Origin of the sequence: uncultured Thalassospira sp., from assembly GCF_963976115.1 — a bacterium.
Lineage (GTDB): Bacteria > Pseudomonadota > Alphaproteobacteria > Rhodospirillales > Thalassospiraceae > Thalassospira.
The window spans coordinates 397,193-422,883 of sequence record NZ_CAXBJJ010000001.1; the positions used below are offsets into that span (position 1 = coordinate 397,193).

Annotated in this window: 30 protein-coding genes, 2 tRNA genes and 1 riboswitch; of the genes, 18 read left to right on the forward strand and 14 right to left on the reverse strand. The window is 54.0% G+C overall.

Annotation, left to right across the window (positions count from 1 at the left end; genetic code table 11):
* Positions 1 to 159 (forward strand): hypothetical protein, encoded by a 159-nt coding sequence (locus tag AAC086_RS01820; protein WP_339774548.1) that lies wholly within the window; start codon positions 1 to 3, stop codon positions 157 to 159.
* Positions 160 to 252: 93 nt separating this feature from the next.
* On the opposite strand, the gene AAC086_RS01825 is transcribed toward AAC086_RS01820, so the two are convergent.
* Together AAC086_RS01825 and AAC086_RS01830 are read right to left on the reverse strand one after the other, a co-directional pair.
* Entirely contained in the window at positions 253 to 915 is a 663-nt protein-coding gene (locus tag AAC086_RS01825) for a LysE family translocator (protein ID WP_339774549.1), read from the reverse strand.
* A gap of 145 nt (positions 916 to 1,060) precedes the next feature.
* Positions 1,061 to 1,324, reverse strand: a complete 264-nt coding sequence (locus AAC086_RS01830; RefSeq protein WP_339774551.1) for a GDP-mannose 4,6-dehydratase — start codon at positions 1,322 to 1,324, stop codon at positions 1,061 to 1,063.
* A 117-nt stretch (positions 1,325 to 1,441) separates the two neighbouring features.
* Here AAC086_RS01830 and AAC086_RS01835 point away from each other — a divergent pair, with 117 nt between their 5' ends.
* On the forward strand, positions 1,442 to 2,599 hold the full coding sequence (locus AAC086_RS01835) for a PA0069 family radical SAM protein (protein ID WP_339774552.1): 1,158 nt from the start codon (positions 1,442 to 1,444) through the stop codon (positions 2,597 to 2,599).
* Between the two features lie 8 nt (positions 2,600 to 2,607).
* Here AAC086_RS01835 and AAC086_RS01840 read toward each other — a convergent pair whose 3' ends face one another.
* Positions 2,608 to 3,393, reverse strand: a complete 786-nt coding sequence (locus AAC086_RS01840; RefSeq protein ID WP_339774554.1) for a helix-turn-helix transcriptional regulator — start codon at positions 3,391 to 3,393, stop codon at positions 2,608 to 2,610.
* A gap of 114 nt (positions 3,394 to 3,507) precedes the next feature.
* Here AAC086_RS01840 and AAC086_RS01845 point away from each other — a divergent pair, with 114 nt between their 5' ends.
* The 6 genes from AAC086_RS01845 (at position 3,508) to rpmF (ending at position 7,472) form a co-directional block, all read left to right on the forward strand.
* Positions 3,508 to 3,927, forward strand: a complete 420-nt coding sequence (locus tag AAC086_RS01845; protein ID WP_339774555.1) for a nuclear transport factor 2 family protein — start codon at positions 3,508 to 3,510, stop codon at positions 3,925 to 3,927.
* 222 nt (positions 3,928 to 4,149) lie between these two features.
* Positions 4,150 to 4,863 carry an alanyl-tRNA editing protein gene (locus AAC086_RS01850; RefSeq protein WP_339774556.1) on the forward strand — a complete coding sequence of 238 codons (714 nt, stop codon included), beginning with the start codon at positions 4,150 to 4,152 and terminating at the stop codon, positions 4,861 to 4,863.
* 128 nt (positions 4,864 to 4,991) lie between these two features.
* Positions 4,992 to 5,852 carry a sulfurtransferase gene (locus AAC086_RS01855; protein WP_339774558.1) on the forward strand — a complete coding sequence of 287 codons (861 nt, stop codon included), beginning with the start codon at positions 4,992 to 4,994 and terminating at the stop codon, positions 5,850 to 5,852.
* A gap of 182 nt (positions 5,853 to 6,034) precedes the next feature.
* The gene (locus tag AAC086_RS01860; RefSeq protein WP_339774561.1) at positions 6,035 to 6,592 is read left to right on the forward strand and encodes a GNAT family N-acetyltransferase; all 558 of its coding nucleotides are present in this window, start codon (positions 6,035 to 6,037) and stop codon (positions 6,590 to 6,592) included.
* On the forward strand, positions 6,589 to 7,251 hold the full coding sequence (locus AAC086_RS01865) for a GNAT family N-acetyltransferase (RefSeq protein ID WP_339774563.1): 663 nt from the start codon (positions 6,589 to 6,591) through the stop codon (positions 7,249 to 7,251). The genes AAC086_RS01860 and AAC086_RS01865 overlap by 4 nt, the downstream gene beginning before the upstream one ends.
* A gap of 41 nt (positions 7,252 to 7,292) precedes the next feature.
* Entirely contained in the window at positions 7,293 to 7,472 is a 180-nt protein-coding gene (rpmF, locus tag AAC086_RS01870; RefSeq protein ID WP_085593343.1) for a 50S ribosomal protein L32, read from the forward strand.
* 238 nt (positions 7,473 to 7,710) lie between these two features.
* Here rpmF and AAC086_RS01875 read toward each other — a convergent pair whose 3' ends face one another.
* Positions 7,711 to 8,664: a threonine/serine dehydratase gene (locus AAC086_RS01875; RefSeq protein WP_339774567.1), complete on the reverse strand. Its 954-nt coding sequence runs from the start codon at positions 8,662 to 8,664 to the stop codon at positions 7,711 to 7,713.
* Between the two features lie 256 nt (positions 8,665 to 8,920).
* Between AAC086_RS01875 and metC the strand changes: the two genes are divergently transcribed.
* Positions 8,921 to 10,105, forward strand: coding sequence for a cystathionine beta-lyase (metC, locus tag AAC086_RS01880; protein WP_339774569.1), 1,185 nt, complete (start codon positions 8,921 to 8,923; stop codon positions 10,103 to 10,105).
* Positions 10,106 to 10,182: 77 nt separating this feature from the next.
* Here the strand turns inward: metC and AAC086_RS01885 are convergent, their stop codons facing one another.
* The 3 genes from AAC086_RS01885 to AAC086_RS01895 are packed head-to-tail and all read right to left on the reverse strand — an operon-like array spanning position 10,183 to position 12,320.
* Positions 10,183 to 10,992: an iron chelate uptake ABC transporter family permease subunit gene (locus AAC086_RS01885; protein WP_339774571.1), complete on the reverse strand. Its 810-nt coding sequence runs from the start codon at positions 10,990 to 10,992 to the stop codon at positions 10,183 to 10,185.
* A complete protein-coding gene (gene znuC, locus AAC086_RS01890) occupies positions 10,985 to 11,863 on the reverse strand; it encodes a zinc ABC transporter ATP-binding protein ZnuC (protein ID WP_339774573.1) in 879 nt (292 codons plus the stop codon). Before znuC ends, AAC086_RS01885 begins: the two co-directional genes overlap by 8 nt.
* Positions 11,844 to 12,320 (reverse strand): Fur family transcriptional regulator, encoded by a 477-nt coding sequence (locus tag AAC086_RS01895; protein ID WP_339774576.1) that lies wholly within the window; start codon positions 12,318 to 12,320, stop codon positions 11,844 to 11,846. Before AAC086_RS01895 ends, znuC begins: the two co-directional genes overlap by 20 nt.
* A 134-nt stretch (positions 12,321 to 12,454) precedes the next feature.
* Between AAC086_RS01895 and hisI the strand changes: the two genes are divergently transcribed.
* The 4 genes from hisI to AAC086_RS01915 all read left to right on the forward strand — a co-directional run bounded on the left by hisI (position 12,455) and on the right by AAC086_RS01915 (position 16,045).
* Entirely contained in the window at positions 12,455 to 12,856 is a 402-nt protein-coding gene (gene hisI / locus AAC086_RS01900; RefSeq protein WP_339774579.1) for a phosphoribosyl-AMP cyclohydrolase, read from the forward strand.
* A 42-nt stretch (positions 12,857 to 12,898) separates the two neighbouring features.
* Positions 12,899 to 14,047, forward strand: coding sequence for a GTP-binding protein (locus tag AAC086_RS01905; RefSeq protein WP_339774580.1), 1,149 nt, complete (start codon positions 12,899 to 12,901; stop codon positions 14,045 to 14,047).
* Between the two features lie 349 nt (positions 14,048 to 14,396).
* Positions 14,397 to 15,224, forward strand: a complete 828-nt coding sequence (locus AAC086_RS01910; protein ID WP_339774582.1) for an aldo/keto reductase — start codon at positions 14,397 to 14,399, stop codon at positions 15,222 to 15,224.
* A gap of 98 nt (positions 15,225 to 15,322) precedes the next feature.
* Positions 15,323 to 16,045, forward strand: coding sequence for a YitT family protein (locus tag AAC086_RS01915; protein WP_339774585.1), 723 nt, complete (start codon positions 15,323 to 15,325; stop codon positions 16,043 to 16,045).
* Positions 16,046 to 16,060: 15 nt separating this feature from the next.
* Here the strand turns inward: AAC086_RS01915 and AAC086_RS01920 are convergent, their stop codons facing one another.
* The 7 genes from AAC086_RS01920 to AAC086_RS01950 all read right to left on the reverse strand — a co-directional run bounded on the left by AAC086_RS01920 (position 16,061) and on the right by AAC086_RS01950 (position 20,545).
* The gene (locus AAC086_RS01920; protein ID WP_339774587.1) at positions 16,061 to 16,909 is read right to left on the reverse strand and encodes a polysaccharide lyase; all 849 of its coding nucleotides are present in this window, start codon (positions 16,907 to 16,909) and stop codon (positions 16,061 to 16,063) included.
* Between the two features lie 175 nt (positions 16,910 to 17,084).
* A tRNA-Arg gene (locus tag AAC086_RS01925) sits at positions 17,085 to 17,161 on the reverse strand.
* Between the two features lie 129 nt (positions 17,162 to 17,290).
* The gene (locus AAC086_RS01930; RefSeq protein ID WP_339774589.1) at positions 17,291 to 17,584 is read right to left on the reverse strand and encodes an ETC complex I subunit; all 294 of its coding nucleotides are present in this window, start codon (positions 17,582 to 17,584) and stop codon (positions 17,291 to 17,293) included.
* A 105-nt stretch (positions 17,585 to 17,689) separates the two neighbouring features.
* A tRNA-Pro gene (locus AAC086_RS01935) sits at positions 17,690 to 17,766 on the reverse strand.
* 172 nt (positions 17,767 to 17,938) lie between these two features.
* Positions 17,939 to 18,385, reverse strand: a complete 447-nt coding sequence (locus AAC086_RS01940; RefSeq protein ID WP_339774591.1) for a DUF192 domain-containing protein — start codon at positions 18,383 to 18,385, stop codon at positions 17,939 to 17,941.
* Positions 18,382 to 19,494: an acetoin utilization protein AcuC gene (locus tag AAC086_RS01945; RefSeq protein WP_339774593.1), complete on the reverse strand. Its 1,113-nt coding sequence runs from the start codon at positions 19,492 to 19,494 to the stop codon at positions 18,382 to 18,384. The genes AAC086_RS01940 and AAC086_RS01945 overlap by 4 nt, the downstream gene beginning before the upstream one ends.
* Before the next feature lie 202 nt (positions 19,495 to 19,696).
* Entirely contained in the window at positions 19,697 to 20,545 is an 849-nt protein-coding gene (locus AAC086_RS01950; protein ID WP_339774595.1) for a LysR family transcriptional regulator, read from the reverse strand.
* Between the two features lie 98 nt (positions 20,546 to 20,643).
* On the opposite strand from AAC086_RS01950, the gene AAC086_RS01955 reads away from it, so the two are divergent.
* The 5 genes from AAC086_RS01955 to AAC086_RS01975 all read left to right on the forward strand — a co-directional run bounded on the left by AAC086_RS01955 (position 20,644) and on the right by AAC086_RS01975 (position 25,685).
* Complete coding sequence (locus tag AAC086_RS01955; protein ID WP_339774598.1) at positions 20,644 to 21,612, forward strand: quinone oxidoreductase; 969 nt, start codon at positions 20,644 to 20,646, stop codon at positions 21,610 to 21,612.
* Positions 21,613 to 21,710: 98 nt separating this feature from the next.
* Positions 21,711 to 21,822, forward strand: a riboswitch (TPP riboswitch).
* On the forward strand, positions 21,813 to 22,634 hold the full coding sequence (locus AAC086_RS01960) for an ABC transporter ATP-binding protein (RefSeq protein WP_339774600.1): 822 nt from the start codon (positions 21,813 to 21,815) through the stop codon (positions 22,632 to 22,634). (Overlaps the previous riboswitch by 10 nt.)
* On the forward strand, positions 22,631 to 23,452 hold the full coding sequence (locus tag AAC086_RS01965; protein WP_339774602.1) for an ABC transporter permease: 822 nt from the start codon (positions 22,631 to 22,633) through the stop codon (positions 23,450 to 23,452). The genes AAC086_RS01960 and AAC086_RS01965 overlap by 4 nt, the downstream gene beginning before the upstream one ends.
* Positions 23,453 to 23,547: 95 nt before the next feature.
* Positions 23,548 to 24,501 (forward strand): ABC transporter substrate-binding protein, encoded by a 954-nt coding sequence (locus AAC086_RS01970; protein ID WP_339774604.1) that lies wholly within the window; start codon positions 23,548 to 23,550, stop codon positions 24,499 to 24,501.
* 182 nt (positions 24,502 to 24,683) lie between these two features.
* Positions 24,684 to 25,685 carry an MBL fold metallo-hydrolase gene (locus tag AAC086_RS01975; protein WP_339774605.1) on the forward strand — a complete coding sequence of 334 codons (1,002 nt, stop codon included), beginning with the start codon at positions 24,684 to 24,686 and terminating at the stop codon, positions 25,683 to 25,685.
* Positions 25,686 to 25,691 lie beyond the last annotated feature (6 nt).

Consider the following 25,691-nt stretch of genomic DNA (forward strand, 5'->3'; position numbering starts at 1 on the left):
ATGAAAAAGATGCTTTTTACCCCTGTCTTTCTCGTACTGGCTTCGTTGATTTTGCCCGTGGCATCGTTTCTGGCGATGAATGGCAATGACAACCTGCTGGCCGACATCCTGTTTGGCGCATTTGTGCTGGTGATGGCGCTGATTGCCTTGCGCACGTAAAAACCCACACCCGCCGCGCCCGCATCCACACCTGATCGAGCGGCGCAAACTGATACAGAAATTAAATTTTAAATATAGCAATATGCCGGGTATTTACGGGCGGAAAGTTGCCAGCTTGATGCCAAAGGCAATAAACACGCTGCCGGTGACGGCCTTTAACCACCGCTGGAAGCGACCATTGCGCACCGCCCCTGTTAACCGCGCCAGCAACAAAACCATCGCCGTGAACCAAACGGCATTAATCAGGGCATGCACACAAACCAGCATAAATGCCGCCCCGACAGCCCCGGAAGACCCGGCACCGCCTGCCCCAACAGGGATAAATTGAGGAAAAGCCGCCAGATAAAAAATCGATACTTTGGGGTTTAGCACATTGGTTAAAAACCCTTCGCCATAGGCTTTTATCAAGGTGCGTTTGCGCCGTGCGGGCGATGTTTCGCCAACGGTTTTAACCCCGCGCCAGGCATCGCGCAGGGCCTTGAAACCCACCCAGCACAAATAGGCCGCACCCAGCATTTTGACGGCAAAAAACAACTGTGCCGATTGCACCAGAATGACCGAAATACCCAGAATGGACAGCGTGCCATGCACATAAAACGCGGTAACAAACCCGGCAACATTGGCAAAGCCCGCCGCACGCCCGGATGTGGGCACCGTTTTAGCAATCAACACCCCGTTCGGGCCGGGTGACATCACCAAAAGCGACGTTACCAGCGCAAATGTCAGTATCTGAGACCATTCCATAACCATCGCCATACCTTTGTTCACCGGTTTGCAATTTACTGCCAAAGGTTAGCGTAAATATTTTAAACCGGAAACAAACTTCACGCCAAAGCACGCACAGGCAGGCAACGCCCAGGCGCTGACCGTGATATTTGCGATCAAGGAACGGCTGCCACCATTACGCATGGTTCAAATACCACGCCACGGTATCGCGTAATCCGCGAGCCAGGTCACAATGCGGTTGCCAGCCCAACTGATTTTCCAGTTTGTCGGCCTGCACAAAGCGATAGCCCGGTGCGCCTTCAATTTCGGCCAGCGAACGCAGATCGGCAGCGTAGGTCAGCTTGTCGATATTCAGAACCTGCCAGCCACATTGCCCCACCAGATAGCGGCACAACGCCGACCCGATAAAACCCGCACCACCCGTTACAACCGCGCGCATGGCACCCTCGTTTCGTTAAAAATCACCGATCACTGCCAACCGCCCAAACATAACCCGCAAAAGGCGGAAACGGGGTTTTGCGATTGCAATGTTCATTGTTTGTTCTATAGTGGCACTATGGAAAACCAAACCACCGCCCCATCATCCGAGTTTGAGGATTTTGAAGCCATCCACAACCGGCGAGCTTCTGATCCGTCCGTGCTGCCAGCCCGGGCGCAAAAAGGACGCGGGGCGATTTCCAACACCAATGGCCGTTATGAAAAATTCAGTCATCAGGCCTATGATGATGGCTGGGCATCGGGCCTGATGGAAGATCCCGATCTTCCCCGCGTGAAAACCACCCTTGGCATTGATGGCGCGCGCAGTGTCATTACCAAAAATCAAAGCCCGGATGTGCCGTTTGACCGCTCCATCAACCCCTATCGCGGCTGTGAACATGGCTGTGTTTATTGTTTTGCCCGGCCAACCCACGCCTGGCTGGGCCTGTCGCCGGGGCTGGATTTTGAAACAAAACTGTTCTGGAAACCCGAAGCCCCGGCCCTGTTGCGCAAACAACTGGCTGCAAAAAGCTATATGCCTGCACCCATCGTTATTGGCACCAGCACCGATCCCTACCAGCCCGTTGATCGCGAAAAACAGCTGACCCGCCAGATCATTCAGGTTTTGGCCGATTGCCAGCACCCGTTTTCGATCATTACCAAATCGGCCCTGGTGTGCCGCGATATCGACCTGATTGCCCCGATGGCGAAACAAAACCGGGCCTCGGTTGCGGTGTCGGTGACATCGCTTGATAACAGGCTATCAAACTTGCTGGAACCGCGCGCCAGTGCCCCGCACCGCAGGCTGGATGCCATTGCCCGGCTTAGCGATGCCGGTATTGCAGTAACAGCTTTATGCGCGCCGATCATTCCCGGTTTGAATGACAGTGAAATCGAAAATCTGGTTGCGGCCTGCCATAAGGCCGGGGCGCAATCGGTGTCGCATATTGTGTTGCGCTTGCCGCTGGAAATTGCCGATTTATTTGATGAATGGCTGCAAAACCATTACCCGGACCGCCACGACAAGGTGATTTCCCTGATCAAACAAATGCGCGATGGCAAATTATATGATGCAAACTTTGGCAGCCGGATGCGCGGCAGCGGCCCGATTGCCGATTTGATCGCCCAGCGCTTTAACCTGGCCCGGCGCAAACACAATATGGCCGGGCGGTCGCTAAATCTCGATTGCAGCGGGTTTATCCGCCCCGCTGCCAATGGTCAATTATCGCTGTTTTAAAGTATCCGTTACAGGGCCTGAATATCGTGGTGACGGCCCGGTGTTACCCCAAATGTTTTTTTAAACGCGGCAATAAACGCGCTGATATTGTCATAGCCCAAATCCAGCGCAACAGTGGTCACCGCAAGGCCCGATGCCAGCATTTCCAGTGCCGCCAACAGCCGCGCCCGTTGCCGCCAGGCCTGAAAAGTGAAACCGGTTTCAGCCGCGAAATGGCGGCTTAGCGTGCGCGGGGCAATGCCCGCCCAATCGGCCCATTGCACCATGGTTCGATTATCGGCCAGATCGATTGTGATTTGCCGGGCAATGCGTTGCAACCGGGCATCACGCGGGGCAGGCAAATGAAAGGAAACTTTCTGTGCGGCGGCAATTTCATCCATAATCACCTGTGCCAGCCGGTGCTGGGCATCGCTTTGGGGGCCATCGGGCCAGGTGGCGGCACGGGTAATTGCTGCGCGTAACACATCACTTGCCACAATCACTTGTGGCGATGTTGGCAACCCGGCACATAAAGCAGGCGGGATATAAACACTCCATCCCTCAAACGGCCCGTTTGATTGCAGGGCATGATCGTGCAAAGGCGGCACCCATACCGCATGAATGGTCGGCACAACCCACGCACCGGCATCTGTTTCAATGCGGATCGCCCCGGTCAAGGTGCCAATCAATTGCCCCTGGGCATGATGATGCCATGCCGTTTGGCGCACCAAAGCACTGCGCCGCAAAACCGCCCGGATCGACAATGGCGGGTTTTTACCCCTTAAAACAGTTCGATCAATCAAATCATCAGCCATGGCTTTAAATCCGTATTCATTGGCATTGATACGTGAGTACGGCCAAATTTATAACGCTATTTTCCCGTTACCGGCAATTGGCATGGGGCCATTGCCCATACGAGATTAAAAGACATGACCAAAACAGATGCCGAACACATGTTGCATCGCCTGTTTACCGCCCTGATCAACCCGGCGGTATCGCTAAAAGATCTGAAAGGTTTTTTCACCCCGGACTATATGCAGCTTGTAGACGGAAAAAGCCTGGATTTAAAAGGATTTATCGACCATGTGGCAACATTGCGCCGCACCCTTGCGACCCTTGATGTTGAATTTGAAAACATCATCGCCAACGACGCCACCCTGGCCGACATCCATACCGTGACCGCGCACAAAAAAGCAGGCGGCATGATAAAAGTGAAGGTGATGGCGTTTTATACCCTGCATAACGGTAAAATATCCCGGATCGAGGAACTTACCCGCCTGATCACCGGCAACGCGGCCGATGGCGATATCGGATCGCGCATTGATCGGAAAATAACCGCAAATTCCTGAAATAAAACCCGGGTCGCCCCGCCCGAGGCAGGGCCTGCAACGATGGCATTGCAACCGAAAGTGGCGCAATGCGGGAAACAAAATTGTGATGCCCCAATTATTTGGTAGCAAAAAATAGCAATTTTATCCTCGACAGCCCGGACAAAGCCGCGCCACGATGGTTTTAGAAAACGTGAAAACCGACATCCGGCGCCCCCGTGCCCGGAAAACAGGGAGCCCCCAATGACCGACCTTCTGTTTCGCAAGGATGCCTATCAGCAAGACTGCATCGCCACCATTGTCGCCCACCATGACCGGGCCATCGCCCTTGACCAAACCGTTTTTTATGCCACCAGCGGCGGACAAACCGGCGACAAGGGCGTGCTGGTTTTGGAAGACGGCAGCGAAGTGCCGGTAACCATTACCGTAAAAGACCGCGAGTCGGGTGTTCCCTTGCACGTGATTGCCGATGATCACGACCTGCCACCGGTTGGCAGCAAGGTGCGCGCGGTGCTAGATTGGGAAACCCGCCATCGCCATATGCGGTTTCACACCTGCCTGCATGTTTTGTGTTCAATTGTGGATGGCGGAGTAACCGGCGGCAACATTGCCCGCCACAAGGCCCGGCTGGATTTTGACATGGAAGACAGCCCCGACAAGGACGCCCTGACCGAAAAACTGAACGCGCTTTTGGCACGCAATGCCGATGTTTATGACGGCGAAATCAGCATTGCCGAACTAAAAGCCAACCCCGAACTGGTGCGCACCATGTCGGTTCAACCACCGATGGATGGCGAAACTGTCCGCACGGTGACCATTGAAGGCATCGATTTTCAGCCCTGTGGCGGCACCCATGTGCGCAATACATCGGAAATTGGCCGGGTTCGGGTGTCAAAGATTGAAAAGAAGGGCCGACAGAACCGCCGCATCAATATTGTTTTTGACGAAGAGCAATAAAGTTTTCAGAATTGATTGTGAAAACGAACCGGAAAAATTAAAACCGCCGGTTCGTGCCTTTAAAAACAATGATCTTCGGAAACGACCGGGGACATGCAATACCCACCATTGCAAACCGGAGCTTGACCATGAGTGATTCCAAATCCGACGCGCTGGTTTCCACCCAGTGGCTGGCGGAGCATTTAAACGCCCCTGATGTGCGCGTGATTGATGCAAGCTGGTATATGCCTGGCAGCGGCAAGGACCCGCGCGCCATTTTTGATGCCAAACATATTCCCGGTGCTGTCTTTTTTGACATTGACGATATTGCCGCCGACGACAGCGCCCCCCTGCCCCATATGATGCCTGATGCCATTAAATTTTCGGCCAAAGTCCGCAAGCTTGGCCTTGGCGATGGCGTGCGCATTGTTGTCTATGCGCAAACCGGTGTGGCCTCGGCCGCGTGCCGGGCATGGTGGATGCTGCGCCATTTTGGCCACAGCGACGTTGTTGTTCTTGATGGGGGCCTGCCCAAATGGGAAGCCGATGGCCACCCGGTAACCGATACAATAACACCACCGCGTGAACGCCATTTCACCGCACGCGCCAACAGCTTTTTGTTGCGTGAATATGACCAGGTGCTGGCCAATGTGGATACCGGGCGCGAACAACTCGTCGATGCCCGTTCTGCCGAACGTTTTGCCGGCACCGCCGACGAACGCTGGGGCGCACCGGGGCGCATTCCCGGTGCCTATAATGTTCCGTTTGAAAAACTGCTCAATGGCGATGGCACCTTTAAGGAAGGCGACGACATCAAGGCGGTTTTCAGGGATGCTGGCGTGAATATTGATAAACCCATGGTCACCAGTTGCGGGTCGGGTGTAACGGCCTGTGTGCTGGCAATGGGGGCCTATATTGCCGGAAAAAAACACACCGCTGTTTATGACGGGTCGTGGGCCGAATGGGCATCGCGCCCCGAAAGCCCGCGCGCCTCGGGCCAACCATCATAGGATAAACCCATGATTTTTCGGCCTTGCCTTAACATTGCGGCCCCGATATGCCCGTCACGGCATATATGGCCGCACTGTAAGGCAGGGCCGAAATTACGGGCTTTTCCAACAACAGGCACAGGCGGCACCACCGCCAATACCAATTGCACCAGAAACCCCCGCCAACCGGGCCGGTATTGCCGATGACAGAATTATGTGCAAATCGGCCCCCGCCAGAAAATCCCCGCAGCGACAGTACCGCGCGCGCAAACAGCACCCCCCCGGCATCTGATCTGCTGATAGACCGGTTGTCGTTGGAAAATACTGCCGCCTGCGACGCGGTGATTGATTTGTGGTATGATGGTGATCTGATTAATCAGGATACCAATGCCGATGACGATTTACAAAATTGCTATGCATCCGGGCGCGGCTCGGTGCTGATTGCGCGCCAGTCGCCCCAACAGCCCATCATTGCCACCATCATGGTCGGGCATGATGGCATCACCGGCTGGGTGCATTATCTGGTTGTGGCATCGCCAAAACGAGGACAGGGCCACGGGGCAATGATGCTGGAAATGGCAGAAAACATCCTGTTGGCTGCCGGGCTGGCGACATGCAAGGTTCATGCGGCATCGCCGCGCGCGGCAAAATTCTATCGTCGCCAGGGATATCGGCAGGCACCTGCGCCCGATTCCGGATGGTCTGCCGGACCAGCCCATACCGACGATGCCCGGTTTTATGAAAAAAGGTTAACCTCATGACGACAAAGACCCCCGGGAAACTGGAAGTCACCATCACCTATCTGGAAATGACCCGCCAGCCCGACCGCCCGGCGGCGGTTATTCCGCCGGGCAAGGTTGCCATTGTGCGCGCCGAAGAACCAACCCTGTCGTTTTACCGCTATCTGTATAATACGGTCGGTGAACCCTGGATGTGGTGGTTTCGCCGCCAGTTAACGGACGCGGAACTGGAACCGATTCTCTCAAGCCCGGAAAACCACGTTTACGTTCTTTATGTTGGCGGGGTTCCGACCGGATTTGCCGAACTCAGCCTGATTTTGCTGGAAGACGACCGCCAGATCGACCTTTCCTATATGGGATTGATCCCCGAATTTATCGGCAAGGGTTATGGCAAATACCTGCTAAACTGGGCAATTGACACCGCCTGGAGCTTTTCCCCCCAGCGTTTGACCGTAAATACCTGTTCGATGGACCATCCAGGTGCGTTAGGGGCTTATCAACGGGCAGGCTTTACGGTATATGATCAGCGAACAGAAATTATCGACGACCCCCGTGACACCGGGCTGATTCCTGCCACCGTAACCGTGGCGAACAGGCCCGGCGCACCAGAATCGCAAAAAGATAGCGAATTTGGCAATTCGGATACTTTGATCGTTGACTTTCCTGACCGCGCAAGGTAACAAGCGCCCCTAAGTTTACCCAAGCCTGAGGATTATGACCCATGGCAGTGCCAAAAAGTAAAGTGACCAAGTCCCGTCAGGGCATGCGTCGCTCACATGACAAGCTCGCCGCGGGCTCGTACCGCGAAGACAAAGAAACCGGCGAACTGCATCGCCCGCACCACGTTGATCTGAAGACCGGTATGTACCGTGGTCGTCAGGTCATCGAGCCGAAGATGTAATTTACGGGGGAAGGCTTCGGCTTTCCTGTGTAAAGCATCGCGGTTTGCGACGCTGTTTTCCGCGAGCCCCTTTTTAGGGGTCTGCTGGTTTAAAAAAGGACGAGACCGCAAGGTTTCGTCCTTTTTTATTGCCCAAATGATACCCCGAAATTTGTCGCCAAACCAAAATCAGCCGACAGGCGCGGTACGCGCCGATTATGTGGCAGGCGCTGATTTCGCAGGCCCGCCGCCGGGTTCTTTATTGCCCGTCTGTTCCAACGCCACAAACAATAATGCCGGTTTTGCCAATTGCCGTATCGCCAAGGCGGCCCTGCATCACAGCGGCCAGCCCGGCAGCAGCCGAAAGCTCCACCGACAGGCCCAGCTCACGCCACATCCAGCCTGCGGCGGCACGCATTTCATCATCCGATACCAGCACAATCCGGTCGACATTTTTGCCGATCAAATCGACATTCAATGCCGACGACTGACGCGGGGCCAAACTGGTTGCTGCAGTATTAACCGATGGCAATGTCACCACTTCGTTGTTTTTCAGGCTTTCAAACAGGGTTGCCGCCCCCGTTGGTTCCACCCCGATAATCCGTATTCCGGGGCGCAGCATTTTTGCCGCCGTTGCCACACCGGAAATAAGGCCGCCGCCGCCCACCGCCACCACCAATGTATCCAGATCGGCTTGCTGTTCGAGCAGTTCCAGCGCAATAGTGCCCTGCCCGGCAATGACATTGGGATCGGCAAAGGGGTGAATATAGGCCATGCCGGTTTCACGCGCATGGGCCATCGCGGCATGATTGGCATCATCCCAGACAGCGCCGTGCAAACTGACATCAACACCCGATTTACGCAATTTGGCGACCTTGGGTTTGGGGGTGTTGGTAGGTAAAAATATTTTAACCGGCACCCTTAACGTCCGGGCCGCATTGATAACCCCCATCCCGTGATTGCCACCCGATGCCGTCACCAGCCCCTTTTCCCGCACAGCATCGTCAAGGTTAAGGGCGGCATTCATCGCCCCGCGCGCCTTGAACGACCCCGACACCTGCAAATTTTCCAGTTTCAAAAACAGGTCGGGCGTTGTGGTGCCATTGCGCAAACCAGCGCCAAAATCGGGCTGGCCAATGGCAAAAACCGGCGTAACACGCATGTGGGGTGAAATCAGACGGCGGGCTGCCCGAAAATCCTGAAGCTGAAGCACGAAACCTCCCCTATAAAAGATGACAGCGGTTTTACATCATTTATTGCCCCCGATGCGAGCCACAATCACACCGAAAGATTTATGCGGCCCAACCGCAAGCCGCAAAGACCAGGCCCTCTGGCGCAAACCCGCCCAAACCGCCCCCAATCCACATCAAATTGCCGTAAAAACCCTTGATCCCCATGCCCTGAGATGCTTTGTCTTAGGCAATAAATGACACATTGGCGGCGTTAAACGCGGCAAGGAGAAATGCTTTATGTCGGACACCAAAAATTTTAAATCCTCAACACGGCTGGTTCATGCCGGGCGCCGGTCCAGTGAATATCATGGTGTGGTCAATCCGCCGGTTTTACATGCCTCGACCATTTTGTTTGAAAATCTTGACGCGCTGGACAAGGCATCGCCCTTCCCGCACGGCAACAGCTTTTATGGCCGTCATGGCACCCCGACGCGCTATCTGCTGGAAGAAGCCATTGCCGAGCTGGAAGGCGGCCACGCCACCCTGTGCCTGTCATCGGGTGTTGCGGCCATTACCAATGCCATTCTGGCATTCGTTAAACCGGGCGATCATGTGCTGATCACGGACAGCACCTATTTTCCCACCCGCAACCTTGCTAATACCTTTTTGAAGAAATTCGGTGTCGATATTGACTATTACGACCCGACCCTCGGAGCCAACATTGCGCCGCTTATTCGCGATAATACCACCGTCGTCTGGTGTGAAAGCCCCGGTTCGCTGACCTTTGAAATGCAGGACATTCCCGCCATTGCCAAAGCAGCACACGCCAAAAACGCCAAGGTTTTGCTAGATAACACCTGGGCATCGCCCATATTGTGCCGCCCGTTTGACATGGGGGTGGATGTTTCGGTGCAAGCAGGGACAAAATACATTGTCGGCCATTCCGATGTCATGATGGGCACCATTACCACCGCCAGCGAAGAAGATTTTATCACCTGTAAAAAACAGGTCATTTTGTCGGGCGATTCAATTGGCCCGGATGATTGTTATCTGGCCCAGCGCGGCTTGCGCACCCTTAATGTGCGGATGCGCCAGCATCACGAATCGGGTCTGGCGATTGCGAAATGGCTGCAAACCCGCCCCGAAATCAGCCGCGTTTTGCACCCCGGCCTGCCCGATGACCCGGGCCATGCGATCTGGAAGCGTGATTTCATAGGTGCCAGCGGCCTGTTTTCTTTCATCCTGCATCCGGTGGACCGCCCGCAACTGGCCCATATGCTGGACCATATGGACCTGTTTGGCATGGGCTTTAGCTGGGGCGGGTTTGAAAGCCTGCTTTTGCCATCAGACCCGAAAAAAATCCGCACCGCCACAAGCTGGGACGATCCCGGCCAACTGGTGCGCATTCATGTGGGCCTGGAAGATACCGACGATCTGATCGCCGATCTGGCTGCCGGGTTTGAGCGGCTGAAAACCGCGTAATCACGTCTGAACACCCCCTGAAAAAACGGCGCGGGAAACAATATCGCGCGCCGTTTTTATTGCAATCTGTTGAGACACTACCTTGATAAACGCGCCAGACAGCGAAAAACGGAGACAAGCGCACCACTGATTAAAAACAGTCCGGCAGCCGAAATAACAATGCTGGGCCCGGCCGGGCTATCGATATGCCACGACAGGGCAATACCGGCCAAAACCGCTGCCACACCAAACAAGGCCGCCCCCACTGCCATTTGCTCGGGCGTGCGCGAAAAAAAACGCGCGCTGGCGGCAGGAACAATTAACAGGGCGGTAATCAGCAACACACCGACAATTTTAATCGCAATGCCAATCACCAGCGCCATCAGCAGCATGAAAACCACCCGGAGCCGTTCCACCGGCACCCCTTCAACGGCGGCAATTTCGGGCGATACGGTAAGGGCAAGAAGCGGCCGCCACATCCAGATAAGGGCTGCCACCGCTGCCCCGCCGCCAACGCCCAGCAACCATATATCGGTCGCATTAATCGCCAGAATATCGCCAAACAGATAGGCGACAATATCAACCGCCACCCCCTGAACAAAGGCCAGGGCAACCATGCCCAGCGCCAATGTGGAATGGGCAAGCATACCCAATACGGTATCACTGCCCAGCTTGCTTTGCCGTTGTCCAAGGGCCAGCAACAAGGCCGCCATCAGGCAGGTAATGATCATGCCAAACCGCACATCAACGCCAAACAACAAGCCAAGCGCCACGCCCAGCAAGGCCGAATGGGCCAGCGTATCGCCAAAAAATGCCATCCGCCGCCAGACAATGAATGTGCCGAACGGGCCGCACACCAATGCCAGCAAAACACCACCGGTCACCGCCCGGATTAAAAAGCTATCCACGGTCCTGATCCCCTAACAGCATGTCTGGTTGTTGGTGTTTTGGCGCGGTCGCAGCGCCCGAAGCCGGAGGTTCGGAATGGTCATGAGGATGTGCATGCGTATGATCATGCGCCTTGCCATGATCATGGCTGCACCCGCCAACCACATGGCCCGACAAATCATGTTCGTGGTCATGTTCATGGTGGTAAATGCCAATCGCATCGGCGGCCTGATAGCCAAACAGCGACCGGTATTCGGGGTGCTGGCGCACGGTTTCGGGCAGGCCCGAACAACAGACATGGCGGTTAAAACACACCACCTTGTCGGTCTTTGCCATCACCAGATGCAAATCATGCGAAATCATTAAAACCGCACAGCCCTGCTCGCGGCGAATGGTGTCGATCAGGCGATACAAATCGGCCTGCCCGACCACATCAACGCCTTGTGTCGGTTCATCTAACACCAGCAAGTCGGGTTTGCGCAACAGGGCGCGGGCCAGCATCACACGCTGGGTTTCCCCGCCCGATAAATCGCCAATCTGGGTGTTTAAAACCGGGCTGGCCCCGACATGATGCAGGGCCTCGGCGCGTTCTGCCAGGCTGGCGCGATGGGTCAGGTTTAAAAACCGTTTCACTGTCATCGGCAAAACCCGATCAATCGCCAGCTTTTGCGGCACATATCCCACCCGCAGGCCGGGCTTGCGCATAATTTTGCCGCGATCCACCGCCTGCAACCCCAACAATGCCTTGACCAGGGTGGATTTCCCCGCCCCGTTTGGCCCGATCAGGGTGATGATCTCGCCCGCTGAAATTGCCAGACTGACATTATCAAGCACGGCTTCGCCGCCAAAAGATAACGTCAGATCCTGCCCCTCAATGAGCGGCACAGTCATGGCATAGCCCCTTGATTTCAATGGTTGTAGCTTCAATTTTAAAGCCAACAATGCTGGCCGCGGCACGAACAGCAAGGCTCATGTCTTCATTCACGGCTTCGGCGACACGGCCACACTTGCGGCAAATAAAATATTGGCCCAGATGTTCGCAATCGGGCATGTCACAGCCAAAATAGGCATTTAACGATTCAATCCGGTGAATAAGCCGCAACCCGACCAGAAATTCCAGCGCCCGATACACCGTTGGCGGCTGCGCGCGCACCCCTTCGGCCTGCAAGGCATCGAGCAGTTCATAGGCGGTAATCGCCTTGTGCGACTGCCAGATCAGGGTAAAAACGCGGCGGCGCATATCGGTAAAGCGGGCATTGTTTGCCTCGGCCACGGTCTGTGCCTGATGCAGGGCACTATCGATACAGCGATCGTGATCATGCCCTTTGTCAGGGAAAAGGTCCGTCATTGCGTGATCCTGGTGACTTGTGATCATTAAATATTGCGATTGGGGATCGCTTTTATTGAAGTGTTATATTATATCATTTCGTCAAGAGCCAACAGACAATTTAACCTATTGCCCAAATGCCGGAGCGAACAAAAATGACCGCACCCTATGCTGCAATTACGGATCGTTTAAAATTCAACGAACAGGGATTGATCCCGGCCATTGCCCAGCAGCATGACAGTGGCGAGGTTCTTATGATGGCATGGATGAACCGCGATGCGGTGATTGAAACACTTGGCACCGGGCGGGTTTGTTATTTTTCGCGGTCGCGCAACAAGCTGTGGCGCAAGGGCGAAAGCTCTGGTCAGGAACAGTACCTGGTTGATTTTCGCTATGACTGTGACCAGGACACCATTTTGGTCCAGGTCGATCAAAAAGGGGTGGCCTGCCACACCGGGCGGCGGAACTGTTTTTATTTTGCCGCGCGCAACGGCGCTGAAACCATCATTTCCGAGCCGGAAATTTCGGTTGAGGACCTTTATGGCACCCAGAAGTAATCCGCATTTACAGATTTCAATCGCGACCGCAAAGGTATGATCATGGCGATCAGAGAAGAGCAAAACGAACGCATTGCCGCAACCGTAATTACCGGCTTTTTGGGTAGTGGCAAAACCACCTTGCTTAATGCGTTATTGTCGCATCCAACCATGAGCAACACCGCCGTTCTGATCAATGAATTTGGCGAAATCGGCCTGGATCATTTGCTGGTGCGCGAAATTTCCGAAGATGTGGTTTTACTAAATTCCGGCTGTATTTGTTGTTCCGTTCGCGGCGATTTGATCAGCGGTTTGCGTGATATGTTTTTAAAACGCGTCCGTGGCGAAGTCTCCGCCTTTGACCGCGTAATTATTGAAACCACCGGGCTTGCCGACCCTGCCCCGATTTTGCACACCTTAATGACCGACCCGCTGTTAACCAACAAATTCCGCCTTGACAGCGTGGTCAGCACGGTTGACGGGGTTTATGGCAACAGCCAGCTTGATGACCATGCCGAAAGTGTCAAACAGGCCGCCGTTGCCGATCGCATCCTGATCACCAAAGCCGATTTGGCGACAGAAAGCGGTTTAAAGGCCCTTGAAGCGCGCCTGCACAGCCTGAACCCGGCCGCCCCGGTTTATCGGGTGCATATGGGCGAAATTGACCCCGAAAAACTTTTTAATGCCGGGCTTTATAACCCGAACACCAAATCGCTGGATGTACAAAAATGGCTGCGCGAAGAAGCCTATGGCGATGACAACGCCGCTGGTCACGATCACGGCCATGACCATAACCATACACATGATGACCACAGTTCCGAACATGCTCCCCGTCACGGCCACAATCACAGCCACGATGTGAATCGCCATGATGACCATATTTCATCCTTCTGCCTGACATTCGATGAACCGCTGCACTGGGATGCCTTTGTAACCTGGGCTGAAATTTTTACCCAGATGCGCGGCGAGAATCTTTTGCGGATAAAAGGCGTGCTTAACATTGCCGGCGAAGACAAACCGGTCGCCATTCACGCGGTGCAACATATATTTCATGCACCCGCCACCCTGCCCGACTGGCCCAGCGATGACCACAGGTCGAAACTGGTTTTCATTACCCGCGATCTCGGGCCTGATGTGATCCGTCAGTCATTGTTGCAATTAAATGCGGCCTCCACCGAAACAAACGGCCCGGGGCACACTTCTTCCAAATAAAACCGATGGTTTGACGCATATCAAGGTCTCGACAATATCGATCTGTCAGCTTGAAGAAGGCTTGATACAGCCTCACTCTAAGTCCTGAAACTTTACAGCCGGTCGCTGCATTCACGACCGGCTTTTTTCTTGTTTCGGGCATGGGTTATGATCGCCCAATCCCCGTGTTTTGCTGCCGGTATCCGCCGCGCATCCCCCCGTACAGGTTGCGGATCAATTGATCTGAACCAATTGAGGTATTAAAATTACATCATGTCCTTTGCTGCACACAAACAGCAGGGCCGCAAAAAAGGCCCATTTGTGCAGCAAGGTCGCAAAACGACAATTATATAAACAGGGGATATGCATCATGATCACACGTGACATTCACGGGGTTTCGATACCCGCGCTTGGTTTTGGAACATTTCAGCTTGATCCCCAGGCTGCCGAAACCATGGTAGCGAAAGCCGCTGAAATTGGTTATCGCCATTTTGATACGGCCCAGATGTATCATAATGAAGAAGGCGTTGGCCGCGGCCTTAAGGCCAGCGGCCTGGCCCGCGATGATTATTTTCTAACCACCAAGGTCTGGTCAGACCAGTTCCATAGCGGTGACTTGCAAACATCGGTTGTTGAATCGCTGCGCAAGCTCGACCTTAACCATGTTGACCTGTTATTGTTGCATTGGCCCAATGATGACGTTCCGCTTGAAGAGACCATTGCAGCATTAAACGAAGTGCGCAATCTGGGCATGACAAAACATATCGGAATTTCGAATTTCCCCTGCGCCCTGATCGATAAGGCGGTTTCCTATAGCAACCTGCCACTTTTGTGCAATCAGGTGGAATATCATCCTTACCTGTCACAAAAGGCCGTGATGGATTGCCTGAAAAAACACGACATGCTGTTAACCGCCTATTGCCCGCTGGCCCGTGCCGAAGTGCTTAAGGACGATACCTTGATCGCCATTGGCAAAAACCACGGCAAATCGGCAACACAGGTTACCTTGCGCTGGCTTATGCAGCAGGACGGTGTAATGGCCATTCCCAAATCAGGCTCGCCCAAAAATGCCAAAGCCAATTTCGACATTTTTGACTTTGAACTGAGCGATGCGGAAATGACCAGGATTAGCGGCCTGGCCCGCCCGGATGGCCGCATGATCAACCCGGAATTTGCCCCCAGATGGGATGCCGCCTGAAATATCGGCAAATTGCAGCGGCACAAAACACCCCCTGATACGCGTCCTTGTTTCGCACCTGCGAAATACGTACCATTCAATGATCGGGGAATTTATCAATGAGGGTGGCCATGGCCGATATTTCGCAAACACAAGCAAACCTGTCAGCCATACAAGCCAATGCAGACGCCCCCGCAAATGCCCCTGAACCTGCCCCTGCACCAGAAACCGATAAAGCGACAAACCCGCCAAAGCATCGGCTGTATGAAGATGCGATTGCGCTTGTTCTGGGCACCCTGATTGTTTCGCTGGGTGTTACATTATATACGCAGGCAGTTCTCATTACCGGCAGCACAGCCGGGGCCGCCCTTTTAATCCATCATGCCAGCGGGCTGGATTTCGGGATTGTCTTTTTCGCCCTTAACCTGCCGTTTTACTGGTTGTCCTTCAAACGCATGGGTTGGGAATTTACCCTTAAAACCTTTATCGCCGTTGGGCTGGTATCTGCCTTTTCCCGCCTGACCCCGATATGGATCAACATTGATACCTTGCATCCGCTTTATGCCGCCCTGATTGGCGGCGGATTAATGGGCGTTGGTCTGTTAATGTTGTTTCGCCATCGCGCGGGCTTGGGCGGGATTAATATTTTGGCCCTGTATTTACAAGAACATCATGGCATTCGCGCCGGTTATTTCCAGTTGGGCATTGATGCCAGCATCATGGTGTGCGCGCTGTTTTTATTACCCTGGGACAAAGTATTATTGTCGTTAGCCGGGGCAATGGTTTTAAACCTGATCATCGCCATGAACCACCGACCGGGACGCTATTTTAGCGCCCGTTAAAAAGCATATCCTGTTTTATTGCGACAAATCCGCACGGCTATCTGCCCGTTTCACATTGGTGAAATACACGGTTTGCGCCGGGACCTTATCGGTTTCATTGGCATTTTGATAGCGCGATACGAACGACCGATAGAGGCCGTATTTAAAATAAACCTTGTCTGCCGTCATCGTAGGGCCGCGATAATCAAATTTAAGGTCGTTATCGGCCCATACCTGCAACACACCATCGTCGCTGGTTGCCCAATGTGCATAAACCGTAATGTCATGCCAGCGCCCGCGCAAAACAGCATTGTCGATCAAGGTATGATCGTTTGGTTTGCCATCCGATACATGATTATCGATGCGATACCCCGAAGCACCAATTTCAAACATCCAGGCTGGATGACTGCCTTCTTGATGAAACTGGCCCAGCGCCACCTTTGTCGGCGCCACATTGGCGAAATTATCGGGAATATAAAGCGACCAGCCATACCAGTATGAACTGCCTTGCGGGTTGCGATCGCCGCGTTCGCTTAATTCCGACCGCTCCCGGTCCCGGCCGCAATCAATGGCAGTGTCACCGCCGCAATCGCCGGGGCGGACTTCAAACCGTTCCACCAGCGCTATTGCGTCGGCCCCGCGCCCCGTATGGGACGAAACCGGATCGGGCACCAATTGATAGCCATAAGGCTTGTCGTTAAGGGATCGAACAAACGGCCCGAAATTTCCGCGCAGAACAGCGTCGGGCGACGCGGCAACCAAAGGGATGCTTTCCGCCACAACGCCCGCCCCAACACCATTATTAGCGACGGCGGACCCGGCAATAGCCGCGGCAATCAGCAAGATTCCAACACATAATATCCGCCATCCCGTTCTTCGCGACATCGACGCACATCCTTGCGACCATTTTCTGTCACGCAGTGTGCAAAGCGATCATGTCGGGATAACGGCAAATAACGATGAAAATAAGAATCTGTGCAAAAAAGCACGCACAAATACACAGGCCGAGCCACTCAATTCTAAAAATGGCATCCAACGCTATGATTTTAAAAAGGAAAAATGGCGATCCCTGCAGGACTTGAACCTGCAACCTACAGATTAGAAGTCTGTTGCTCTATCCAGTTGAGCTAAGGGACCGCGGGGCTGGAAATACCAGACTGGTGCACGTTATATACAGATACAAGTGCAACTTTAAAACCGGTTTTAGCGCAAAACGGGGCGATAATCGCCCCGCATTCCGGCTTACAAATCAAACCGGACGGTTAATCAGACAACGCGCTTGAATGCGAAATTGTCGGCATAGGTTTTAATCTGAATTTTGCGGGTTTTCGGCTGTTCAATTTCGGCAATCAGATTGTGTTTTGCCGCAAATGCCTGTGCTTCTTCCAGCGTTTCAAAGTCCATCCGGACCTGACCACGGGTATCGGTCGAGCCGATCCAGCCCATCAGATGATCCGGAAGTTTCTGGGCGCGGGGTTCAAATTCCATAACCCAATGCTTGGTCGCGGCGCGACCGGACTGCATGGCATTTTTCGCGGGTTTGAAAATACGAACCTTCATCGGACCCTCGTTTAACTTGTCAACCAGATGAAATGCGATGTTGCGATCATCAATCTACACCCGATTGGGCGACTTGAAAGCGCAAACATCCGCTTCGAGATGAAATGGTCGGGAAGGCGGGATTCGAACCCACGGCCCCCTGCTCCCAAAGCAGGTACGCTACCAGACTGCGCCACTTCCCGACACGGGGAGGGATTTAGCACCTTAATCTGTTCACGGCAAGACCGGTTTAATGCTTTTTATCACCTTTTTTACAACAACATGTCGTTTCGGTGCTTCAAACAAAACCAGCCTGACCCGCACATATTACAGATACCGGCAGAAAACCGCCCCACCCCAAACCATACACGCTAACTAGCGCGGCAAACCATCAACCGTATCACCCACTTTGAAATCAAATTTGTCGGCCAGCCCGGCATTAAGTTCCAGAACAAAGCGCACCGGACGCGGTGCCGAAATGATCGCTTCGGATTTTGGAACCGTGCGCGGCGCAATGCCAACAATTTTGCCATCCTGGCCGATAAACAGCATATCAAGCGAAATAAACGTATTTTTCATCCACATCGACACATCGCGTGGCTGGCCGAAATCGAACAACATGCCGTTGTCATCTTCCATGTGGGTCCGAAACATAAGCCCCCGCGCCCGTTCATCGGCGCTTAAGGCAAGTTCCACATTAAAGATCTGTCCATCGACCAAAAGACGCGATCGCTCAAAACCTGTGGCTTTTGCATTCAGGCCAGCCATAACCGCCGCACTGACAAAAAAGAATACAAACACCGTTTGAACGAAAGACTTCATACCCCATACCCTTTAAGAAACTGCACATGACCCCGGACTTCCGCCCGGATTTCCCCACCCCGCCAATCATCGGCAAGGGTTGTAAGCAAGCTGGCCGCTGGCTGTCTGCCAAGACGATGCGACCATTTTATGTCACGCAGTATCTCTTCTGCCGATTCCGGTAATTTTTCCGGAATTTCATTATTATTCACAGTTGCCCATATCCCGGCCCAACATCGGGCCACCCCGTAGGGATTGTATCCGCCACCGCCTAGAACCATCAGGCGGGGCGCAATTTTCGCAAACTCCCTTACCACTTCCCACACCGACTGGTTTCCCAGCCTTTGTCGCGATTGTGGATCTTCTGCCAGGGCATCGCATCCGCATTGCAACACCACCGCCTGCGGCGCAAAATTCGCCGCCAGGGGCAAAAGATAGTCAAACAGCACAAATCGCATTTCATCGTCATTCATGCCCGCAGGTATCGGCACGTTGCGCGCCATGCCCCCGGCCATGTCGGTAACAGCGCCGGTTCGCGGCCATAAATCATCCTGATGAACCGAAACTGTCAAAACTCTGTCATCATCGGCAAATGCAAGCTGCACGCCATCGCCGTGATGGGCATCGATATCCACATACAACACACGGTCCAGCCCGCCATCAAGCAAGGCCAGAATGCCCAGCACCGGATCGTTAAAATAACAAAACCCCGATGCCTCGGCCGCGCGCCCGTGATGGGTGCCGCCCGCCGGATGATGGACGATACCGCCATCCCGTAACAATTCTGCCGACAAAATCGATGATCCGGCCGACGTCGCCGGACGCCGGAAGATTTCCGGATAAATCGGATTGCCGTTTTTCCCCAGTTTGTAACGATCCATCATATCATCGGGCAGGCATTGATCCCGTTCTGCCTGCATCACCGCAGCGATATAATCTGGCGCATGAAAACGCGCCAGTTGTACCGGTGTGGCCACAGGCCCGACAACATAATTGGTCGCATCGACCCAGCCCAGAGCATGCACCATATCAACCACCAGCGACACACGCGGAATGCCCAAGGGATGTTTGGGACCATAAGACGAGCCGCGATAAATTTCGGCGGCAATCATGCGTGGCAGGTAGACCATAAAATGCCAGAACACCAGGGCGTGGACAAAAGCAGCGAAACAAACGAAACCAATGTATAGCCTAAAATGTTTCTGGCATCAGGGTTTGCAGAAGCGCGCATAAATTTCAAGGGGTAATACGTAAAACACCCCAAAATCTTCGCGTGTTTGTAACATTTCAAAAATTGTAGCACCGTTCCTTGCCTTTACGGCTTAAAACCAATCACGATGCAAGGCGGCCTATCGTTTTAATCAGAAAATCCATCCCGCTTCTCACACGCGAGGCGTGGCGCAAATCGGCATGAACCAGCATCCAGATTTCGCGGGCGGGGAAATCCTCGCGGCCCTGAAATTTCAGCAAGCGCGGATCGGCATCGCCGAGATAACAGGGCAACAATGCAATGCCCAAACCGGACCGGGCGGCAGACGCCTGCACATCCATATCGTTCGAGCGCAAAACAACACGCCGCCCGTCCAACCTGTCTTCCAGCCAGCGATATTGCGGAATATCCGCACTGGTTTCGTCCCAACTGATCAGGTCCCAGTCAGGCTCGGCTTTATGATAGTCCCGTGCGCCATAAAACCCCAACGGCATGTCGGCCAGTTTACGGGTAATCACACTGGATTTACGCGGCCGCGACAACCTTATGGCAATATCGGCCTGGCGACGGTTAAGGTCGGCAGACTGCGTTTGCCCCTGTAAAATCACCTCGATATCGGGATGCATTTCGCGAAAATGGCTCAGGTTCGGCGCGATCACATACCGCGCCAGTGCTGGCGGCGCGCTGATACATAACGGCACCGACACACCGGCAACAGCCCCGGCTGCCGCCCGTTCAACGGCAAACATGGCATCAAGTGCGCCCTGCCCGCGTTTGGCAAGCACATGGCCTTCCTGCGTTAACATCACAGCCTTGGGTAAACGGTCAATCAAGCGCACACCAAATGCCATTTCAAGCGCCGCCACGCGCCGGGCAACCGTGCTGTGATCCACACCAAGCGTGCGTGCCGCGCCGGAAAAACTGCCCGCATCGGCAAGCGTTAGAAAATAACGAAAATCTTCCCAGTTCATTTGCGCATTATCACCCGTTTACTATGCAAATATATGCAATTTCCCCCATGATCAATACGCCTTAATCCTGAACATGTCACAACATTCAGGAGACAGTCATGACCCGCATCATTCACATGGACAAGGCCGGAGAGCCATCGGCATTATATGCCACCGATATTGATTTGCCTGCCCCACAGGCCAACGAAGTGCAAATCAAACAAAGCCTGATTGGCGTTAATTTCGTTGATGTTTATTTTCGCAAAGGTCTTTATACCATGCCCGCCCTGCCGGGCTGCATTGGTGTTGAGGCTGTCGGAACGGTTTGTGCCCTCGGCAAGGATGTTCGCGATTTTAGCATTGGCGAGCGGGTCGCCTATGCCGGGTTCCCGGTGGGAAGCTATTGCGCCCAACGCAATGTTGCCGCGAACCGCGTCATCAAACTGCCCGACGACCTGAGCGACGCCCAAATTGCAGGGTCCTTGTTACGCGGACTAACCGCCTATTTTCTGCTGGTTCATGTGTGCAAGGTGCAAGCCGGGCAAAGCATCCTTGTGCATGCAGCGGCGGGCGGCCTGGGGCAAATTCTGGTGCGCTGGGCGAAACTGTTGGGGGCCACCACAATTGGCACTGTCAGCACAGCTAAAAAAGCCGAGCTTGCCAAACAGCAAGGGCTTGACCACGCCATTTTCTATAAAGAACAGGATTTTGAAACAGCCATCGCCGACCTGACAGACGGCAAGGGCGTTGATTATGCCATTGACGGCATTGGCGGGGAAACACTGAATAAAACCATCCGCACGACCAAACCGTTTGGCACAACGGTCAATATTGGCCAGATCGGCGGTAATGTGCCTTTGCTTGATGTCAGCGCGTTAACAAACCGGTTTTTAATTCGTGCCAGTGTTTTGGCCTTTATCAATGACCTGCAAGGGTATCACCGCGCAGCACATGCGTGGTTTGATGTTTTGCGTCAGTCGCCTTTTCCGGCTGCCCATGCATATGATTTTGCAAACGCATCACAGGCACATGCCGACCTTGAAGCCGGGGCAACAAATGGTGCGGTTTACCTGCGAGTCGATCCATAAACCCGAAAAAGGCCCTTGTCGACACCCTGCCCGACAAGGGCCAAACGAAAAACATTAATCACGAAACTTGACGTCAGCGTTTCATCTGCGCATAGTCGCGTCATCTCCAGGGGGGCCTGTCGTAAATGGGCTGAGAGGTTCGGTGTTGCCGAACGACCCTTTGAACCTGAACCGGTTAAGACCGGCGTAGGAAGGATCGTATGACATATACCGACGCAAAAGCGCCCGCCACAGGGCACATAACGGCACCCTTTGACAAAACTCAAACATCGTTTGATGTTCATTTGCGCGGTGCCAGTGTTGAATTTAACGGCACCAGCCTTTTCCATGACCTTGCCCTTGATCTGAGTGCCAGCAGTTTTACCTGTTTGCTGGGACCATCGGGTGTGGGCAAAAGCACGCTGTTACGGTTTCTGGCCGGGCTTGTCGGCGATGCCGCCAGCGGCACCGTTACCTGCGGCGATGGATTGCCTTTGACAAGGCGGGTCGCCTATATGGCGCAGCAAGATTTGCTGTTGCCGTGGCGCTCAGTGCGCGAAAACGTCGTTCTCGGTGCAGTATTGCGCGGCGAAAAACCCGATCTTTCCCGGGCCGATCATTTGATTGCCGAAGTGGGGCTTGGCAAGGCCGCCCATATGCGCCCGGCCCAATTGTCTGGCGGCATGAAACAGCGTGCCGCCCTGGCCCGCACCTTGATGGAAGATCGCCCGGTTGTTCTGATGGACGAGCCGTTTTCTGCCCTGGACCCGCTAAACCGGATGCGTATTCAGGATCTGGCCGCCCGGGTTTTACAGGGCAAAACCGTTTTGCTGGTCACCCACGATCCGCTTGAAGCCCTTCGCGTCGGCCACAAGGTGGTGGTTTTACAGGGTACACCGGCAACAGTGTCCGATGCCGTTATTCCCCACGGCACCATCCCGCGCGACATAACCGACCCCGCCATATTGCGCCATCAGGCCCGCCTCTTGCACCAGTTGGGCGCGTTATCGCCCCAAAGCAGTATGACGGAGGCCCCCCGATGACCCCGTCCCCGGCGCAGCCCCCCCGTCAAATATCGCGAAAACCGTTGGCCGAGCGAAAACTGCTTAAACTGGCGCGGCCCGTTATCATCATTGCGACCTTAATCGCCACCTGGCAGATCATTGTTACACTTACAGGTGCGCCCAAATATATGCTGCCCGCCCCCTATGATGTGTGGCTTGCGCTGATCGACCGCCATGCGGTGCTGTTGGATCATGCGGGTTATACAATTGCCGAAACCGTGATTGGCTTGTTTGCTGGCGCACTTTTGGGCGCGCTTGCCGCCCTGCCGATGGCATTGTTCAGCCCGATACGGTTTTGGCTGATGCCGATATTGCTGGTATCACAAGCCATTCCGTTTTTTGCCATTGCCCCGTTGCTGGTGCTGTGGCTGGGATTTGGCATGGCGTCAAAAATTGCCATGGCCGCCCTGATCATTTTCTTTCCCGTCACCGTTGCGTTTTTTGATGGATTATCGCGGACAGAACCGGGCTGGCTTGATCTGGCGCGCACCATGGGCACCCATCGCTGGCGGCTGTTAACCCACATTCGGCTGCCCGCTGCCCTGCCCGCCTTTGCGTCGGGTTTTCGCGTGGCAACGGCGGTTGCCCCGATCGGGGCGATCATTGGCGAATGGGTCGGCTCCAGTCACGGACTGGGATATTTAATGCTGCAAGCCAATGCCCGGGTTCAGATCGACATGGTTTTTGCCTGCCTTCTGATCCTGTGTGCCTTTTCGATTACCCAGTATTTTATCGTCGACCAACTGTTGCGCAGGCTGTTGCCCTGGCAACCCGACAGCCTTGCCCGCCACGATTAAACTTGCTGCTTATGCGCCAATAATCGCGGCCTGCCTGCAATTTTGCCACTGCATTTATTCGTTTTACCTTGCTTGTTTGAAACAGGAAAAAGCCCATGTCACGCCTAAAAACCATGTTATCGGTCGCGACCCTTGGGGTGTCGCTGGCCCTGGCAACCCTGCCAGCCCATGCCAACGAAAAACTGACGATCCTGCTGGACTGGTTTGTAAACCCCGACCACGCGCAGCTGATTGTGGCCAAGGAAAAGGGATTTTTCGCCAAACACGGGCTGGATGTGGAATTGATCGAACCGGCGGACCCATCCGCCCCGCCGCGCCTGGTGGCCGCCGGGCAAGGCGATGTCGCCGTGAACTATCAGCCGCAATTACATGTTCAGGTCGCCCAGGGTTTACCGCTCACGCGCATTGGCACTCTGGTAGCAACGCCGTTAAATGCACTGGTGGTGTTAAAAGACGGTCCGATCAAGGAAATTTCCGACCTGAAAGGCAAAAAGATCGGCTATTCACTGGCCGGGTTTGAAGATGCCATTGTCGGCACGATGCTGAAAAAACACGGCGTTGATATAAAGTCGGTCGAACTGGTGAATGTGAATTTCTCGCTGTCGCCATCGCTTTATTCGGGCCAGGTTGATGCCGTGATTGGGGCCTATCGCAACTTTGAACTCAACCAGATGGATATTGAAGGCAAACCAGGCAAGGCATTTTATGTCGAGGAAGAAGGCGTTCCAACTTATGACGAACTGATCCTGACGGTGCGCAAGGACCATGTGAATGACCCGCGCATGAAAAAGATGCTCGATGCGATTGAAGAAGCCACCCAATATCTGATCAACCACCCCGATGATAGCTGGAAAGCCTTTGTCGCGGCTTATCCCAACCTTGACGATGAATTGAATAAACGCGCCTGGGCCGACACGCTAACCCGTTTTGCCCTGCGCCCCGCCGCCGTGGACCGGGGCCGCTATGCCCGTTTTGCCCAATATTTGCTTGATCAGGGCATTATCGACCACACACCGGATCTCGACAGTTATATCGATGTCATCGAGTAAGGCTTTTATCTAATCCGCGCTGACACCCGGGGAAGCAATGCAAATGTAGCGGGCAGTACCAATATGGTGCCGCCCGTTTTTTCTGCGCCGCAGAAGCATGGCATGATCAACGCATGGTTGCCACTTGCGCCATGTCGCAAATGCAACACATAGTAAAAGAACAAATTGATAAGGGAACGCCCGTGAATTCTGCATCGCGCCCAAGCCACCACACTGAAAACGGCTTTGAAAACCGGTATCCCTTGCCCGAAAGCAAAAAATCGTTTTTCACCTTTTTGCGTCTTCGCCTGTTGGGACGCGAAAGCTGGCCCAAGGCCAAAAAGCAGATTGGAAAAACACCGGTCGTTGCCCCCAATCTGGACGCCATCCACACGCCAGACCCAAATGTCGCCCAGGTCACATGGATTGGCCATTCAACGGTATTGCTGCAATATCAGGGGATCAACATTCTGACCGATCCGGTTTTTTCGGACCGGGCATCGCCTTTTGCCCATATTGGTCCCAAACGCTACAGCCCGCCGGGGCTTGCGATTGATCAGTTGCCAAAGATCAACATTATCCTGCTATCGCACAATCATTACGACCATTGTGACATTGAATCTTTGCGCCAAATTGGCAAAGAACCCACCTATATTGTGCCGTTAAAAAATGCCAGCCTGCTAAAAGAAGCCGGAATTGACAGTTGCATTGAAATGGACTGGGACCAGTTTGCCGAAGTTAACGGCGTTAAAATTGTTCATACCCCGTCCTATCACTGGTCCAGCCGCAAGATCAGCGACCGCAAGGAAATGCTGTGGGGCGGATATGCCCTGACATTTCCCAACGGGTTCAAGTTTTACTTTGTCGGTGATAGCGGCTGGAATGAACAGTTATTTGCCGAAATGGGCGAAAAATATGGCCCGTTTGATTTGGGCTTAATCCCGATTGGTGCCTATGACCCGCGCGATTTTATGAAAGCCGCCCATGTAAACCCCGAAGAAGCGGTTCTGATCAAACAGACCATGGGGATCAAACAGGCCATTGCCATTCATTGGGGGACCTTTGTGTTAACCGCCGAACCGGTTGACGAGCCCCCAAAACGGCTTCGGATCGCGCTGGAACAGGCGGGTTTGAACCCGGACCATTTTTTGGCCTTGCCCGTTGGGGGTACGCATCACCACATGCCCACGCCATCGCAGGACTGAACTTCG

Excerpts from the sequence above, each read along its gene's own strand:
- AAC086_RS01820 (WP_339774548.1), top strand. The coding sequence starts at position 1 with ATGAAAAAGATGCTTTTTACCCCTGTCTTTCTCGTACTGGCTTCGTTG.
- AAC086_RS01825 (WP_339774549.1), bottom strand. The coding sequence starts at position 915 with ATGGCGATGGTTATGGAATGGTCTCAGATACTGACATTTGCGCTGGTA.
- AAC086_RS01830 (WP_339774551.1), bottom strand. The coding sequence starts at position 1,324 with ATGCGCGCGGTTGTAACGGGTGGTGCGGGTTTTATCGGGTCGGCGTTG.
- AAC086_RS01835 (WP_339774552.1), top strand. The coding sequence starts at position 1,442 with ATGGAAAACCAAACCACCGCCCCATCATCCGAGTTTGAGGATTTTGAA.
- AAC086_RS01840 (WP_339774554.1), bottom strand. The coding sequence starts at position 3,393 with ATGGCTGATGATTTGATTGATCGAACTGTTTTAAGGGGTAAAAACCCG.
- AAC086_RS01845 (WP_339774555.1), top strand. The coding sequence starts at position 3,508 with ATGACCAAAACAGATGCCGAACACATGTTGCATCGCCTGTTTACCGCC.
- AAC086_RS01850 (WP_339774556.1), top strand. The coding sequence starts at position 4,150 with ATGACCGACCTTCTGTTTCGCAAGGATGCCTATCAGCAAGACTGCATC.
- AAC086_RS01855 (WP_339774558.1), top strand. The coding sequence starts at position 4,992 with ATGAGTGATTCCAAATCCGACGCGCTGGTTTCCACCCAGTGGCTGGCG.
- AAC086_RS01860 (WP_339774561.1), top strand. The coding sequence starts at position 6,035 with ATGACAGAATTATGTGCAAATCGGCCCCCGCCAGAAAATCCCCGCAGC.
- AAC086_RS01865 (WP_339774563.1), top strand. The coding sequence starts at position 6,589 with ATGACGACAAAGACCCCCGGGAAACTGGAAGTCACCATCACCTATCTG.
- rpmF (WP_085593343.1), top strand. The coding sequence starts at position 7,293 with ATGGCAGTGCCAAAAAGTAAAGTGACCAAGTCCCGTCAGGGCATGCGT.
- metC (WP_339774569.1), top strand. The coding sequence starts at position 8,921 with ATGTCGGACACCAAAAATTTTAAATCCTCAACACGGCTGGTTCATGCC.
- znuC (WP_339774573.1), bottom strand. The coding sequence starts at position 11,863 with ATGACTGTGCCGCTCATTGAGGGGCAGGATCTGACGTTATCTTTTGGC.
- AAC086_RS01895 (WP_339774576.1), bottom strand. The coding sequence starts at position 12,320 with ATGACGGACCTTTTCCCTGACAAAGGGCATGATCACGATCGCTGTATC.
- hisI (WP_339774579.1), top strand. The coding sequence starts at position 12,455 with ATGACCGCACCCTATGCTGCAATTACGGATCGTTTAAAATTCAACGAA.
- AAC086_RS01905 (WP_339774580.1), top strand. The coding sequence starts at position 12,899 with ATGGCGATCAGAGAAGAGCAAAACGAACGCATTGCCGCAACCGTAATT.
- AAC086_RS01910 (WP_339774582.1), top strand. The coding sequence starts at position 14,397 with ATGATCACACGTGACATTCACGGGGTTTCGATACCCGCGCTTGGTTTT.
- AAC086_RS01915 (WP_339774585.1), top strand. The coding sequence starts at position 15,323 with ATGAGGGTGGCCATGGCCGATATTTCGCAAACACAAGCAAACCTGTCA.
- AAC086_RS01920 (WP_339774587.1), bottom strand. The coding sequence starts at position 16,909 with ATGTCGCGAAGAACGGGATGGCGGATATTATGTGTTGGAATCTTGCTG.
- AAC086_RS01930 (WP_339774589.1), bottom strand. The coding sequence starts at position 17,584 with ATGAAGGTTCGTATTTTCAAACCCGCGAAAAATGCCATGCAGTCCGGT.
- AAC086_RS01940 (WP_339774591.1), bottom strand. The coding sequence starts at position 18,385 with ATGAAGTCTTTCGTTCAAACGGTGTTTGTATTCTTTTTTGTCAGTGCG.
- AAC086_RS01945 (WP_339774593.1), bottom strand. The coding sequence starts at position 19,494 with ATGGTCTACCTGCCACGCATGATTGCCGCCGAAATTTATCGCGGCTCG.
- AAC086_RS01950 (WP_339774595.1), bottom strand. The coding sequence starts at position 20,545 with ATGAACTGGGAAGATTTTCGTTATTTTCTAACGCTTGCCGATGCGGGC.
- AAC086_RS01955 (WP_339774598.1), top strand. The coding sequence starts at position 20,644 with ATGACCCGCATCATTCACATGGACAAGGCCGGAGAGCCATCGGCATTA.
- AAC086_RS01960 (WP_339774600.1), top strand. The coding sequence starts at position 21,813 with ATGACATATACCGACGCAAAAGCGCCCGCCACAGGGCACATAACGGCA.
- AAC086_RS01965 (WP_339774602.1), top strand. The coding sequence starts at position 22,631 with ATGACCCCGTCCCCGGCGCAGCCCCCCCGTCAAATATCGCGAAAACCG.
- AAC086_RS01970 (WP_339774604.1), top strand. The coding sequence starts at position 23,548 with ATGTCACGCCTAAAAACCATGTTATCGGTCGCGACCCTTGGGGTGTCG.